This is a genomic window from Roseomonas sp. WA12 (genome assembly GCF_054165765.1).
In genome coordinates, this window is record NZ_CM135108.1 from 582,926 (window position 1) to 595,548 (window position 12,623).

Here is a 12,623-nt window from a genome sequence, read left to right on the forward strand (position 1 = left end):
GGTCAGCGGACCGGTTCGATCCAGGTGCTGCGCTCGGCCGCCCGGGCCGGGGCAGGGGAGGGCCGGACGGAGGCGGGCTGGGCCGCGGCTGCCGGCGTCACGAGGGCAGCCGGTGCGGAGTCCGCGGTCGCCAGTGGCGCTGCAGGTCGGGCGGGCGGCAGCGGAGCCGATGCGACCTCCTGCACCGGAGGCCGTGCGGCCGGCGCGGGGGAGGGTGCTTCGGCCGCGGCCATCTGCTGCTGCGGCGCCACCGCCCGCGGCGGGGCGGAGCGGCGAGCCCGACGGACAGGCTGCGGGCGGGCGGGCGGAGAAATGCGGAAGTTGAAGATGCTGGAGAGCACCTGCTCCGGGTGCCAGCCGCCACCGCCGCGGCGGCGTGCCTCGGCCTCGGAGGGAATCAGCAGGGCCGAGGTCAGCACGGCAAGAAGGACAGGGGCGGTGCGAGGCAGGGCAGGCACAGGTCGGGCTCTCCACGCGGAACTAACCTAGGAAACCCCGGCCCGCCGCGGTGGTTTCGCCCGCCGGCCACTGCGGATCAGCCGCGCCGCACCACGTAGTCGCCTGCCTCCAGCGCGGCCACGATGGCGGCGCCCTGGGCGGCGTCCCGCACCTCCACCATCAATTCCAGCTCGGCCGTCTGCACGGACGGGGCGGCAAAAAGGCGCTGGTGGCTCACCTCGATGACATTGCCCCCGGCCGCGGCCACGCGCGTGGAGATGTCGGCCAGCACGCCCGGCCGGTCCGGAATTTCGAGATGCAGGCGAAGGATCCGCCCGTCCCGCAGCAGGTTACGCAAGAGCACATTGGCCAGGATGCGCGGGTCGATATTGCCGCCGCAGACGGCGGTCGCCACGCGCTTGCCGGCAAAGAGATCGGGGCGGGCGAGCACGGCGGCCAGCCCTGCGGCGCCGGCTCCCTCGGAGGTCACCTTGGCGTTCTCGGCCAGAACGGCGATGCCCTGTTCGACCGTGGCCTCGGGCACCACCAGCACCTCGATCTCCATGTCCCGCAGCAGGGCAAAGGGCAGCTCGCCCACGTCGCGCACGGCGATGCCCTCGGCGACAGTGGGGCCGCCGACGATCACCGGGCGGCCGGCCAGGCGCTGCGCCATGGCGGGATAGCCCTCGACCTCGACACCATAGACCTTCAGCCCCGGCCGCGCTTCGGCGATGGCGGCGGCGCAGCCGGCCAGAAGGCCGCCGCCGCCCACGGGCAGGATGACGGCATCCAGCTCCGCTGCGTCCTCCAGGATCTCCAGTGCCATGGTGCCCTGGCCGGCGATCACGGCAGGGTCGTCATAGGGATGGATGAAGACCAGCCCGTCGCGCAGCGCGAGCTCATGCGCATGGGCCGCGGCCTCGGCCAGTGTCTCGCCATGCAGGACCACGTTGGCGCCCCAGCCCTCGGTACGGACTACCTTGGTGGCCGGGGTGAAGCGCGGCATGACGATGGTGGCGGCGACCCCGCGCAGCGCGGCATGGCGCGCCACGGCCTGAGCATGATTGCCGGCGGACATGGCGATCACGCCCGCCGCCCGCTCCCGCGCCGTAAGGAGGGCGAGGCGGTTGGCCGCGCCGCGCTCCTTGAAGGCGCCGGTGGCCTGTAGGTTGTCCAGCTTCAGCAGCACCTCGGCGCCGGTGATCCGCGCCAGCGCATGGGGCTCGACCAGCGGCGTCCGGAGGATGGCGCCGCGGATGCGCTCCGCCGCCGCCCGCACATCGGCCAAGGTGACGGCGGGCGCCGTGCCGACCGGGACCACGCGGGCGAGCGACATCGGCCGCCTCAGCTGTAAGAGACGGCGGTGATCTCGACGGAGCGCGCGCCACCCGGCGCGGGCACCTCGACGCTGTCGCCCACCTTGCGCCCGATCAGGGCCTTGGCGAGCGGGGAGGAGATGGAGATCGACCCCGTCTTCATATCGGCCTCATAGGCGCCGATGATCCGGTAGGTCTTCTCGTCCTCCGTCTCCTCGTCGACGACGGTGACACGGGCGCCGAAGCGCACCTGGTCACCGGCCAGCTTCGAGACATCGATCACCTCGACCGAGGGAATCACTGACTCCAGGTCGGCGATGCGGCCCTCGATGAAGGACTGCTTCTCGCGCGCCGCATGGTACTCGGCGTTCTCGGAGAGATCGCCATGCTCGCGCGCCTCGGCGATCGCGCGGATCACGGCCGGGCGCTCCTCGACGCGCAGAACGCGGAGCTCCTCCTCGAGACGGGCGAGGCCCTCGGCGGTCATCGGGAACTTCTGCACGGGCGGGTATCCCCCCAGTTGCGACTGCACGGCTCACGCAGGCCACCCATACGCCCCCTCGGCGAGGGCGGCGTCAGGTGGCCCAGATGCAGCCGCCGCGCCCCCTGCAAAGGGGCGCGGCGGGTTGAAACGCTTGGGGCGGGCACCGGCCATCCCGTTGAAGGGATGCCGGACCCGCCCCTATTCGGCGCGGGCCGGTGAGGACCCGCTACGAGAACGAAGGCTGAAAATACGCCTGGAGTGGCGCCACATCAAGGGTACCTGCCCGAAGCGCCGCGATGGCGTGCACCGCGGCCCTGGCGCCAGCGAGGGTGGTGTAGTGCGGAACCCCCTGGGTGAGGGCGCTGCGGCGGATGTCGAAGCTATCGCTGACCGAGCGTCCGCCCTGGGTGGTGTTGATCACCAGCTGGATCTCGCCCGACTTGATGGCGTCCACGCAGTGCGGGCGGCCTTCCAGCACCTTGTTTACCACGCGCACAGCCAGCCCGGCCTCGCGCAGCCGCACCGCCGTGCCCCGGGTGGCCAGGATGTCGAATCCCATCTCGGACAGGCGCCGGGCCAGCGACACCGCCGCCGCCTTGTCGGAATCCTTCACCGAGATGAAGGCGGCCCCGCCCTCCGGCAGCTTTACCCCCGCGCCCATCTGGGACTTGAGGAAGGCGCGCTCGAAGGAGAGGTCGAGGCCCATCACCTCGCCGGTGGACTTCATCTCCGGCCCGAGCAGCACGTCCACGCCCGGGAAGCGGTTGAAGGGGAACACCGCCTCCTTCACCGCGACGTGGCGGTTGATGACCGTGTCGTCCAGCCGGAACTCCGCCAGCTTCGCGCCCGCCATGACCCGCGCGCCGATCTTGGCGACCGGCACGCCGGTGGCCTTGGCGACGAAGGGCACGGTGCGCGACGCGCGCGGGTTCACCTCGAGGACATAGATGTCCCCGTCCTTCACCGCGTACTGCACGTTCATCAGCCCGCGCACCTTCAGCGCACGCGCCATCGCCTCGGTTTCGGCCTTGAGTTCCGTGATGATGGCGGGCGGCAGGGAGTAGGGCGGCAGGGAGCAGGCGCTGTCGCCGGAATGGATGCCGGCCTCCTCGATATGTTCCATGACGCCGGCGACATAGACCTCGCCCGCGGCATCCGCGATGCAGTCCACATCCACCTCGATGGCGTCCTGCAGGTACTGGTCGATAAGGATCGGGTTCTCGCCCGAGACCTTCACCGCCTCCTTGCCGAAGCGCAGCAGCTGCTCGTGGTTATAGGCGATCTCCATGGCCCGGCCGCCGAGCACGTAGGAGGGGCGCACCACGACCGGGTAGCCGATCCGCTCCGCCTCATGCACCGCCTCGTCCAGGTTGCGGGCGATGCCGTTCTGCGGCTGCTTGAGGCCGAGGCCCTTCAGCAGTTGCTGGAAGCGCTCGCGGTCCTCGGCGATGTCGATCGCCTCCGCGGAGGTGCCGAGGATGGGGATGCCCGCCTTGTCCAGCGCCTGGGAGAGCTTGAGTGGGGTCTGCCCGCCATACTGCACGATGCAGCCAAGCAGCGTGCCCTTGCCCTGTTCCTTGCGGATGAGGGCGAGCACGTCCTCCTCGGTCAACGGCTCGAAATACAGCCGGTCGGAGGTGTCGTAGTCGGTGGACACCGTCTCGGGGTTGCAGTTGACCATGATGGTCTCGAACCCGGCCTCCCGCAGCGCATAGGCCGCGTGGACGCAGCAGTAGTCGAACTCGATGCCCTGGCCGATGCGGTTCGGGCCGCCGCCGAGGATAACCACCTTCGTGCGGTCGGTCGGGTCGCTCTCGCAGACCGGCGTGCCGAAGCCGCCCTCATAGGTCGAGTACATGTAGGGCGTGCCCGAGGCGAACTCGGCCGCGCAGGTGTCGATGCGCTTGTAGACCGGCAGCACGCCCATCCGCGTGCGGCGGGCCTCTACCTCCGGTGCGTGCAGCCCGGCAAGCTTGGCCAGGCGACGGTCGGAGAAGCCCATCGCCTTCAGGCGGCGCATTCCGTTGGCGTCCGTCGGCAGCCCGTGCTGGATCACGCCGGCCTCGGCCTGCACGAGCTTTTCGACTTCGCGGAGGAACCAGGGGTCGAACTTGCAGGCATCGTGGATGGTCGCGATGTCGAGCCCGGCGCGGAGGGCCTGCGCGACCATGAGGATGCGGTCCGGCGTCGGCGTGGCCAGCGCCGCGAAATAGGCCTCAGGCGAGCCGTCGCCCGGCACGGGAACCTCGTCCAGCCCCGAAAAGCCCGTCTCCAGCCCGCGCAGGCCCTTCTGCAGCGCCTCGTTGAAGCTGCGGCCGATCGCCATGGTCTCGCCGACCGACTTCATGCTGGTGGTCAGCGTGTTCGGCGTGCCCGGGAACTTCTCGAAGGTGAAGCGCGGGATCTTCACCACCACGTAGTCGATCGTCGGCTCGAAGGCGGCCGGGGTCGTCTTGGTGATGTCGTTCGCCAGCTCGTCCAGCGTGTAGCCGACGGCCAGCTTCGCCGCGATCTTGGCGATGGGGAAGCCAGTGGCCTTGGAGGCGAGCGCCGAGGACCGCGAGACGCGCGGGTTCATCTCGATCACCACCATGCGGCCATCGGCGGGGTTGATGCCGAACTGCACGTTCGAGCCGCCGGTATCCACGCCGATTTCGCGCAGGCAGGCGATGCTCGCATCGCGCATGCGCTGGTATTCCTTGTCCGTCAGCGTCAGCGCCGGGGCGATCGTCACGCTGTCGCCGGTATGCACGCCCATCGCGTCCAGGTTCTCGATGGAGCAGACGATGATGCAGTTGTCCGCGCTGTCGCGGACCACCTCCATCTCGTACTCCTTCCAGCCCAGCACGCTCTCCTCGATCAGAACCTCGGTCGTCATGGATGCATCGAGGCCGGAGGCGACGATCTGCTCGAACTCCTCCTTGTTGTAGGCGATACCGCCGCCCGTGCCGCCGAGCGTGAAGGAGGGGCGGATGACGCAGGGAAGCTTCACCTGCTCGAGCCCGGCGCGCGCCTCCTCCATCGTGTGGGCGATGTGGCTGCGCGGGCTCTCGATGCCGATCTTGGTCATGGCATCGCGGAACTTCAGCCGGTCCTCGGCCTTGTCGATGACATCGGCCTTCGCGCCGATCAGCTCGCAGCCATACTTAGTCAGCGCGCCGGAGGCGTCGAGCTTCAGCGCCGTGTTCAGCGCGGTCTGGCCGCCCATGGTCGGCAGGATGGCGTCCGGCCGCTCCTTGGCGATGATCTTCTCCACCACCTCCGGCGTGATCGGCTCGATATAGGTGGCGTCCGCCAGCTCGGGGTCGGTCATGATCGTGGCGGGGTTGGAATTCACGAGGATCACCCGGTAGCCCTCAGCGCGTAGCGCCTTGCAGGCCTGGGCGCCCGAGTAGTCGAACTCGCAGGCCTGGCCGATGATGATCGGGCCCGCGCCGATGATCATGATGGACTTGATGTCGGTGCGCTTCGGCATGGCTCAGGCCCTCCGGGGCAGCAGGAAGAGGATGATGGCGGCCGCGCCCTGGAGCACGGCGGAAAGGGTGACGGTCACGCTCACCAACTCGCCGAGGCGGGGGGAGGTGGCGCTGAGAAGCAGGGCGGCGATGCTTGCGGCACCGAGGCAGGACAGGCTGGCGGCGAGGACGCGGGCCGGGCGTGGAAGCGCGGCCAACGCGCGCCATGCGACCGTTGTCCCGACCACCGCGACCGCCAGCGAGCTGCCGGCGCCGTAGAACAGCGGATCGAAGTTGATATCGCCGGTGCTCATGGCTTGGCGTTTCCCTCGGAGGCGTCGGTCCCAAGATCGCGCAGCAGCAGGATCGTCACCGGCAGATGGGCGAAGAGGAGGAGGATGGTGACGTGAAACGCCTCCTCCAGCAGGTAGACGCCGCGGAAGGGATGCCACCCGTCCCACCAGGCGAAGGCGTGGAGGAGGAACGAGACGCCGAGCGCCGTGACGGCGCGCGGAAGCGGCGCGAGCAGCAGCTTGGTCGCCCAACGGATGACAAGCGTCGTCACCGTGCAGAGGACGCTGGCGGCCGTGTAGCCCACCAGCGCAACAACGACGGGCAGCAGGAATGGCACGTCGAAGAGCAGCGCGAGCACGCCGATCATCAGCACGGCACCGACCGCGAGCTGGTTACTCATCGAGTGCGCCCCAGGAAGGGACGGCCGAGCAGGAACAGCACCGCATGCACGCCCGCCCAGAGCGCGGCGGCGAGCGCCCGGCCGGGCTCGTGGTCCTCCCCGGCGAAGAAGACCACGCCGCCGAGCGCAAGGAAGGAGATCGCCACCCCACCCATCCAGGCCCTGTCGCGCGGCTGGCCCACGCGGGTCAGCGTCCACCAGGCCAGCAGCGAAAGGGGCAGCGCCAGAAAGAGGAGGCGGATCACCCGGCCGCCTTTTCCATCATGCCGGTGAAGCGGTGGAATAGGTGATGGCTGTCACTCGGGCCCGGCGAGGCCTCGGGGTGGTACTGCACGGAGAAAGCGTTGCGCGACGGGCAGGCGATGCCTTCGTTCGAGCCGTCGAACAGGCTGACATGGGTTACCGTCACCCCCTCGGGCAGCGACTTGTCGTCCACCGCAAAGCCATGGTTCTGCGAGGTGATCTCCACGCGCCCGGTGGCGAGGTCCTTCACGGGCTGGTTGGCGCCGCGATGGCCGCGATCGAGCTTGTAGGTCTTCGCACCCAGAGCCAGGGCAAGGAGCTGGTGGCCGAGGCAGATGCCGAAAACCGGCTTGCCCGCATCCAGCACGCCGCGGATGGCCGGCACCGCGTACTCGCCGGTCGCCGCCGGGTCACCTGGGCCGTTGGAGAGGAACACGCCGTCCGGCCCGTGGCGCAGGATCTCCTCCGCGGTGGCGGTGGCGGGCACCACGGTCACCTCGCAGCCGGCATCGGCCAGGCAGCGCAGGATGTTGCGCTTGGCGCCGTAATCGACCGCGACGACCCGGTGCTTCGGCGCTGTCTGGCGCGCATAGCCCTGGCCCCAGGACCACAGCGCCTCGTCCCACTTATAGGCCTGGGTGCAGGAGACGTCCTTCGCGAGGTCCATCCCCTCCAGCCCCGGCCAGCCCGCCGCCTCGGCGCGCAGCGCGGGCAGGTCAAATTTGCCGTCGGGCGCGTGGCAGATCAGCCCGTTCGGGGCGCCGGCCTCTCGGATGAGGGTCGTCAGCGCGCGGGTGTCCACGCCGGAGATGCCGGGCAGGCCGTGGCTCTTCAGCCAGTCGTCCAGGTCGCGCGTGGCGCGGTAGTTGGAGGGCTCTGTCAGGTCCGCCTTCACCACCAGCCCGAGGGCGGCGGCGCTGGTCGCCTCCGTATCCTCCGCATTGGCGCCGACATTGCCGATATGGGGGAAGGTGAAGGTGATGATCTGCCCGGCATAGGAGGGGTCGGTCAGCGTCTCCTGGTAGCCGGTCATGCCCGTGTTGAAGCAGACCTCGCCGACGCGCTTGCCCGTGGCACCGAAGCCGTAGCCCCAGATCACCTGGCCGTTGCCAAGCACGAGGCAGGCGGTCGCGCCCTCAGGCACAGTGTCGGCCTGGTTGGCTTGCGGGGCAGGGGTCATCGAGGGCTCCTGGGCCAGGTTGGCATCGGCGGTCGCGGCGGGTTGGGTGAGCGGATCGGCATCGTGCGGCATCGGCGCGCGGGGCAGGTCATCGAGCGCAAGGCCGGTGGCGGAGAGGACGGCGGGCCAGTGGCGAGGTGGGATGGCTCGGGCCTGGCGCCATTTGCGGATAGCTTCCGTGCCCACGCCGCAATGAGCGGCCGCGGCGCTGGCGCCACCCATCAGGGTCAGAATCTGCTCGACGGTCCGCATGCTCCCTATATGTGGGAAACCGGTTCCCAATGGAAGCGGGAAGGGTATGTTCGACTGGGAACTCACTTCCCAGGCTTCCGCATGGGCCCCGATCCGCTCTAGACCGCCAATCCAGTCAGGAGACCACATCCATGAGCCTTCGCGCCCGTTTCACCGAGGAACTCAAGGCCTCCATGCGCGCCGGCGACAGCCTCCGTACCTCCACCATCCGCATGGTCATGGCCAAGCTGAAGGACGCCGACATCGCGTCCCGCCCGACCGGTGTGGAGCAGATCCCGGAGGAATCCATCACCTCCCTCCTCCGCGGCATGGTGAAGTCCCGGCGCGAGAGTGTGGAGATGTACCGCCAGGGCAAGCGCGAGGAGCTGGCCGCGAAGGAGGAGGCCGAAATCGCGGTCATTGAGTCCTTCCTGCCGCAGCAGATGGATGACGCGGCGATGGAAGCGGCCGTGCGCGACGCGGTGGCCGAGACCGGCGCCAGCTCTATCAAGGAGATGGGCAAGGTGATGGCCGCGCTGAAGGCTAAACATGCCGCTGTGCTGGACATGGCCAAGGCCGGGCCGATGGTGAAGGCGGCGCTGGGCGGCTGAACTCCGGTCGGCAGGTGGGGTAGCCGCGCTATACTGCCGACCCATGGCCCTCCCGCCCAACTTCCTCGACGAGCTCCGCGCCCGCACCCCCTTGCCGCCGCTGATCGGCCGCAAGGTCAAGCTCGCGCGCAACGGGCGCCAGTGGAAGGGTTGCTGCCCCTTCCACAACGAGAAGACACCTTCCTTCTACGTCTATGACGACCACTACCACTGCTTCGGCTGCGGCCAGCACGGCGATGCCATCGGCTTCACCATGCAGACCGAGGGCCTGCCCTTCCGGGAAGCGGTGGAGCGGCTGGCCCATGAGGCCGGGCTGGAGGTGCCAAAGGAATCTCCCCGCCAGGCGGCGCGGGAGGCGAAGGCGCGGGACCTGCACGACGTGCTTGGCGCCGCCGCCGAGACCATGCAGCGCGCCCTCTATGCCCCCGAGGGCCGGCAGGCGCTGGAGTACCTGAAGGACCGCGGCCTGACGGACGCCACAATCACCCGTTTCGGCCTGGGATGGTCCGGCGCCGGCCGTGGGGCGCTGGCGGCGGAGCTGAAACCGACGGGCATTGAGCCCCGCCAGCTCGCCGAGGCCGGGCTGACCAAGCCGGCCGAGGGGCGGGACGGAGTTTACAACGACTTCTTCTACAACCGCGTCATGTTCCCCATCCGGGACAAGCGCGGCCGCATTGTCTCCTTCGGTGGGCGGATTCTGGGCGACGGACAGCCGAAATACCTGAACGGGCCGGAGACCGACGTCTTCTCCAAGCGCAGGACCCTTTACGGGCTGGACATAGCGCGCGAGGCGGTGTTCCGCGGCAAGGCGCGGCTGATCGTGGCCGAGGGCTACATGGACGTCATCGCCCTCCACCAAGCCGGATTCGAGGGCGCGGTAGCCCCGCTCGGCACGGCACTGACGCCCGAGCAGATGGAGGAACTCTGGCGTGTCACGCCAGAGCCCGTGCTGTGCCTGGATGCCGATGCGGCGGGGCTGCGGGCCGCGGCGCGGTCGGCAGAGATGGTGCTGCCGCTGCTCGGCACGGAGCGGACCCTGCGCTTCGCCACCGTGCTGGGCGGCAAGGATCCGGACGAGCTGATCCGCGCCAAGGGCCCGGCCGCCTTCCAGTCCGTGCTGGACGCGGCCAAGCCGCTCTCGGTCGCTCTCTATGATCTGATGGCCGACGGCCGTCCGCTGGACACGCCCGAGGGGCGGGCGGCCTTTCGCAACGACCTGGCCGCCGCCGCCGGCCGCATCCCTGACAAGTCGCTCGCCTCCGAGTACCGCAGCGCCCTGCTGAACCGCTTCTTCGAGAGCGCCCGGCCCCCGCGCCCGCAGCGGCCCGTCAGCGGCGGCGGCGAGGGGGGCTTCAAGCGCGGGAACCGCCCGGGCTTCAGGCCGCCCATCCGCCTGCCGCCCCGTGTGGCACCGGAGGCCGAGAGCACCCGGATGGAGCAGGCGCGGTGCATGCTGGCCATCATCCTCGCCCATCCCTGGCTCTTGCGGGAGGTGGAGGAGGCCTTCGCGCTGCTGGAACTGCCTCACGGCCATCCCTCGGCCATCCAGGCGGCGATGCTGGCCTGGCATGCCGGGCAGGTCATGGCTGAGGAGGCACAAGGCCTCACGGAAGCGTCAAATCAGGGTAGCGGCTCGCTTGACTCGGCTGATCTGCTCTCCCACTTGGACACGACCGGCCTCGGCGAGGCCCGTGCCTGGGTCATGCGCGCGACCGGCCTCCCGCGGGAGGCGGGACCGGATGCCCAGCCGGGCGAGACCCTTTCGGGCTGGTGGCATTTCTTCGGCTTCCTGCGGGGCGAGGGCGCGCTGGTCGAGGACCTGGTGGCAGCGGGACGCGAGTTGGAGACGGCGAACGATGCCGCATCCCAGGCTCGCGTCATTCGCCTCTCCCAGGCTCTTTCCGCGCTGCGCCGCGGCGAGACGGGGCTGGAGGAGGACGTCGAAGGCGTCGCTCCATAGGGTAGAGGCTTATGTGATTCCCGGTGGCGGCCCGAGCGCCTTCCGGTGGGTCCGTCCGTGGCGGGAGAATGGCATGGCGACGAAGGTGGCGAACGGCACGGAGACGGCGGAGCACCGCGACGAGGCGGTCGAGGGCGCGCTGCTCGACAGCCTGCTGGCTTCCGTCAAGAAGCTCATGGCGAAGGGCCGTGAGCGCGGCTACATCACCTACGACGAATTCAATGCCGCGCTGCCCTCCGGCCAGGTCTCCTCCGAGCAGATCGAGGACACGATGGCCCTCTTCTCGGAGATGGGCATCAACCTCGTCGAGGCTGAAGAGAGCGCCGACGACGACACCGAGAAGAAGCCCGCCAAGGCCGAGGGCGAGGAAGACGAGGAAGAGGGCAAGGAGAAGCCCGAGGACGAGGAGTCCGGCGGCAACGTCGACGAGGCGAATCTCGGCCGTACCGACGACCCCGTCCGCATGTATCTCCGCGAGATGGGCAGCGTGGAGCTGCTCTCTCGCGAAGGCGAGATCGCGATCGCCAAGCGGATCGAAGCTGGCCGCGACATGATGATCGGTGGCCTCTGCGAGAGCCCGCTGACCTTCCGCGCTATTGTCGGCTGGCATGAGGCCGTGGTGAGCGGCAAGCTGCTGCTACGCGACGTTATCGACCTCGAGGCCACGAACAACGCGGACATGCCTGACGGCCCGCCGCCGGAGGCCGAGGAGTTCGAGGAAGGCGAGGAGGGCGAGGGCGTCGGCCTCTCCCTCTCCGCGCTTGAGGAGAAGCTGAAGCCCGAGGCGCTGGCTGCCTTCGAGGCGATCGAGCAGGGCTATGCCAGGCTCGAGAAGATGTCGAACAAGCGGATGGAGGCCTACACCACCGGTGGTGAGCTGGCCGGCCGTTCGGAGAAATCCTACGAGAAGCAGCGCCTTGAGATCGTGGCTCTCGTGCAGAAGGTGCATCTGCACAACAACCGAATCGAGGAGCTGGTCGACCAGATCAAGGGCCTATACCGCCGCCTGGTGGGCCTGGAAGGCCAGGTGCTGCGCCTTGCCGAGAGCCACAAGGTCAAGCGCGCCGAGTTCCTGGAGCACTGGGCCGGCGCCGAGATGGACCCGCAGTGGTTCGACCGCATTGGCAAGCTGAAGGGCAAGGGCTGGCAGGCCTTCGTCGCCAACTCGCGCGAGGATGCGGAGAACATCCGCGCCGAGATCGGCAAGGTCGCCTCCCTCACCGGCCTGCCGGTCGGCGAGTACAAGCGCGTCTACGCCACCGTGTCCCGGGGCGAGCGCGACATGACGCAGGCGAAGAAGGAGATGATCGAGGCCAACCTTCGCCTCGTGATCTCCATCGCCAAGAAGTACACGAACCGCGGCCTGCAGTTCCTGGACCTGATCCAGGAGGGGAATATCGGCCTGATGAAGGCCGTGGATAAGTTCGAGTATCGCCGCGGGTACAAGTTCTCCACCTACGCCACCTGGTGGATCCGGCAGGCGATCACGCGCTCGATCGCGGACCAGGCGCGCACCATCCGTATCCCCGTCCACATGATCGAGACGATCAACAAGCTGGTCCGGACCAGTCGGCAAATGCTGCACGAGATCGGGCGCGAGCCGCAGCCGGAGGAGCTGGCCGAGAAGCTCGGCATGCCGCTAGAGAAGGTCCGCAAGGTCCTCAAGATCGCCAAGGAGCCGATCTCCCTCGAGACGCCGATCGGCGACGAGGAGGACAGCCATCTCGGCGACTTCATCGAGGACAAGGCGGCCATCATCCCGCTGGATGCCGCGATCCAGTCCAACCTGCGCGAGGCGACCACCCGCGTGCTCTCCTCCCTCACGCCGCGTGAGGAACGCGTCCTGCGGATGCGCTTCGGCATCGGCATGAACACGGACCATACGCTGGAAGAGGTCGGGCAGCAGTTCAACGTGACCCGCGAGCGCATCCGCCAGATCGAGGCGAAGGCGCTCCGCAAGCTGAAGCACCCGACGCGGAGCCGTAAGCTGCGATCCTTCCTGGACAACTAG

Annotated in this window: 11 protein-coding genes; 3 read left to right on the forward strand and 8 right to left on the reverse strand. The window is 69.0% G+C overall.

Features of this window, described 5'->3' with window-relative positions; all coding sequences use genetic code 11:
* Positions 1 to 2: 2 nt before the first annotated feature.
* The 8 genes from ACVBD7_RS02870 to carA all read right to left on the reverse strand — a co-directional run bounded on the left by ACVBD7_RS02870 (position 3) and on the right by carA (position 8,062).
* Positions 3 to 458, reverse strand: a complete 456-nt coding sequence (locus tag ACVBD7_RS02870; RefSeq protein ID WP_458096010.1) for a hypothetical protein — start codon at positions 456 to 458, stop codon at positions 3 to 5.
* A gap of 77 nt (positions 459 to 535) precedes the next feature.
* Positions 536 to 1,774 carry a threonine ammonia-lyase gene (locus ACVBD7_RS02875; RefSeq protein WP_458096011.1) on the reverse strand — a complete coding sequence of 413 codons (1,239 nt, stop codon included), beginning with the start codon at positions 1,772 to 1,774 and terminating at the stop codon, positions 536 to 538.
* Positions 1,775 to 1,782: 8 nt separating this feature from the next.
* Complete coding sequence (greA, locus tag ACVBD7_RS02880) at positions 1,783 to 2,256, reverse strand: transcription elongation factor GreA (protein ID WP_458096012.1); 474 nt, start codon at positions 2,254 to 2,256, stop codon at positions 1,783 to 1,785.
* A 208-nt stretch (positions 2,257 to 2,464) separates the two neighbouring features.
* Complete coding sequence (gene carB / locus ACVBD7_RS02885) at positions 2,465 to 5,713, reverse strand: carbamoyl-phosphate synthase large subunit (RefSeq protein WP_458096013.1); 3,249 nt, start codon at positions 5,711 to 5,713, stop codon at positions 2,465 to 2,467.
* A gap of 3 nt (positions 5,714 to 5,716) precedes the next feature.
* A complete protein-coding gene (locus ACVBD7_RS02890; RefSeq protein ID WP_458096014.1) occupies positions 5,717 to 6,007 on the reverse strand; it encodes a hypothetical protein in 291 nt (96 codons plus the stop codon).
* On the reverse strand, positions 6,004 to 6,387 hold the full coding sequence (locus ACVBD7_RS02895; RefSeq protein ID WP_458096015.1) for a hypothetical protein: 384 nt from the start codon (positions 6,385 to 6,387) through the stop codon (positions 6,004 to 6,006). The genes ACVBD7_RS02890 and ACVBD7_RS02895 overlap by 4 nt, the downstream gene beginning before the upstream one ends.
* The gene (locus tag ACVBD7_RS02900) at positions 6,384 to 6,632 is read right to left on the reverse strand and encodes a hypothetical protein (RefSeq protein ID WP_458096016.1); all 249 of its coding nucleotides are present in this window, start codon (positions 6,630 to 6,632) and stop codon (positions 6,384 to 6,386) included. The genes ACVBD7_RS02895 and ACVBD7_RS02900 overlap by 4 nt, the downstream gene beginning before the upstream one ends.
* A complete protein-coding gene (gene carA, locus ACVBD7_RS02905; RefSeq protein WP_458096017.1) occupies positions 6,629 to 8,062 on the reverse strand; it encodes a glutamine-hydrolyzing carbamoyl-phosphate synthase small subunit in 1,434 nt (477 codons plus the stop codon). Before carA ends, ACVBD7_RS02900 begins: the two co-directional genes overlap by 4 nt.
* Positions 8,063 to 8,193: 131 nt before the next feature.
* Between carA and ACVBD7_RS02910 the strand changes: the two genes are divergently transcribed.
* From ACVBD7_RS02910 to rpoD, 3 genes are all read left to right on the forward strand, one after another.
* A complete protein-coding gene (locus ACVBD7_RS02910; protein WP_458096018.1) occupies positions 8,194 to 8,652 on the forward strand; it encodes a GatB/YqeY domain-containing protein in 459 nt (152 codons plus the stop codon).
* Positions 8,653 to 8,695: 43 nt separating this feature from the next.
* Positions 8,696 to 10,612 carry a DNA primase gene (gene dnaG / locus ACVBD7_RS02915; protein ID WP_458096019.1) on the forward strand — a complete coding sequence of 639 codons (1,917 nt, stop codon included), beginning with the start codon at positions 8,696 to 8,698 and terminating at the stop codon, positions 10,610 to 10,612.
* Between the two features lie 73 nt (positions 10,613 to 10,685).
* The gene (gene rpoD / locus ACVBD7_RS02920; RefSeq protein ID WP_458096020.1) at positions 10,686 to 12,623 is read left to right on the forward strand and encodes an RNA polymerase sigma factor RpoD; all 1,938 of its coding nucleotides are present in this window, start codon (positions 10,686 to 10,688) and stop codon (positions 12,621 to 12,623) included.

Excerpts from the sequence above, each read along its gene's own strand:
- ACVBD7_RS02875 (WP_458096011.1), bottom strand. The coding sequence starts at position 1,774 with ATGTCGCTCGCCCGCGTGGTCCCGGTCGGCACGGCGCCCGCCGTCACC.
- carB (WP_458096013.1), bottom strand. The coding sequence starts at position 5,713 with ATGCCGAAGCGCACCGACATCAAGTCCATCATGATCATCGGCGCGGGC.
- ACVBD7_RS02890 (WP_458096014.1), bottom strand. The coding sequence starts at position 6,007 with ATGAGCACCGGCGATATCAACTTCGATCCGCTGTTCTACGGCGCCGGC.
- ACVBD7_RS02895 (WP_458096015.1), bottom strand. The coding sequence starts at position 6,387 with ATGAGTAACCAGCTCGCGGTCGGTGCCGTGCTGATGATCGGCGTGCTC.
- carA (WP_458096017.1), bottom strand. The coding sequence starts at position 8,062 with ATGCGGACCGTCGAGCAGATTCTGACCCTGATGGGTGGCGCCAGCGCC.
- ACVBD7_RS02910 (WP_458096018.1), top strand. The coding sequence starts at position 8,194 with ATGAGCCTTCGCGCCCGTTTCACCGAGGAACTCAAGGCCTCCATGCGC.
- dnaG (WP_458096019.1), top strand. The coding sequence starts at position 8,696 with ATGGCCCTCCCGCCCAACTTCCTCGACGAGCTCCGCGCCCGCACCCCC.
- rpoD (WP_458096020.1), top strand. The coding sequence starts at position 10,686 with ATGGCGACGAAGGTGGCGAACGGCACGGAGACGGCGGAGCACCGCGAC.